This is a genomic window from Azospirillum sp. B4, assembly GCF_000333275.1.
In the GTDB taxonomy this organism is placed as follows: Bacteria; Pseudomonadota; Alphaproteobacteria; order Azospirillales; family Azospirillaceae; genus Nitrospirillum.
Genome location: NZ_BACU01000660.1, coordinates 1 through 905, shown reverse-complemented (window position 1 = coordinate 905; position 905 = coordinate 1). Strand labels below are relative to the sequence as shown.

At 69.0% G+C, this 905-nt stretch carries 1 protein-coding gene and 1 pseudogene; both read left to right on the top strand.

Annotated elements, in window-relative coordinates; translation table 11 throughout:
• Nucleotides 1-86: 86 nt before the first annotated feature.
• Nucleotides 87-629: pseudogene (locus I55_RS39195) on the top strand (PAS domain S-box protein); the annotation flags it as partial.
• Between the two features lie 57 nt (nucleotides 630-686).
• The coding region (locus tag I55_RS39190) for a histidine kinase dimerization/phospho-acceptor domain-containing protein (protein ID WP_286364328.1) at nucleotides 687-905 on the top strand (219 nt) is incomplete at its 3' end.

Sequence of the window (905 nt, the reverse complement as noted above, 5' to 3'; positions counted from 1 at the left end):
CGCGGCTGGGAAGACGACGGACGATACCGGCCGCATAGGCAAGCGGGAAGCAAAGGAGCGGAGGGGCAGCGGCGCATTACCGTGCCACGGGGGAGCGGCGCATCATCGGCATCGGCCGTGAGGTCACGGGCCTGCGCCGCGACGGCAGCACCTTCCCCATGGAACTGTCGGTGGGCGAGGCGCTGCCGGATGGACCGCCCGCCTATATCGGCATCATCCGTGACATCACCGACCGGCGGGCGGCGGAGCAGGCCCTGCGCGAGCGCGAGGCGCGCCTGGCCTCCATCATCGAGACCATCCCCGACGCCCTGATCGTCATCGACGACAAGGGGTTGATCCGGTCCTTCAGCCCGGCGGCGCGGCGCCTTTTCGGCTACGAGGAGGCGGAGGTGCTGGGCCGGAACATCAGCATGCTCATGCCCTCGCCCTATCGGGAACAGCACGACCAGTATATCGCCCGCTATCTCGCCACCGGGGAGAAGCGGATCATCGGTGTCGGCCGCATCGTTTCCGGCCAGCGCCGCGACGGTTCCGTCTTTCCCATGGAGCTGGCGGTGGGCGCCGTGGACCTGGAGGGCGAGCGGCTGTTCACTGGTTTCGTCCACGACCTGACGGAACACCAGGCGGTGGAACGGCGCCTGCAGCAGCTTCAGGCCGAACTGCTGCATGTCAGCCGGGTCAGCGTCATGGGCCAGTTGGCGTCGGCACTGGCGCATGAGCTGAACCAGCCGCTGACCGCCGTGGTCAACTACGTCAAGGCGTCCATGCGGCTGCTGGAGCGGGCGGAGGACGCCGACCTGCCCCTGGCGCGGGAGGCCATGGAAAAGGCGTCCGAACAGGCGTTGCGCGCCGGGCAGATCATCCGGCGGCTGCGGGATTCATCGCCAAGGGCAGCCCGACCGCGC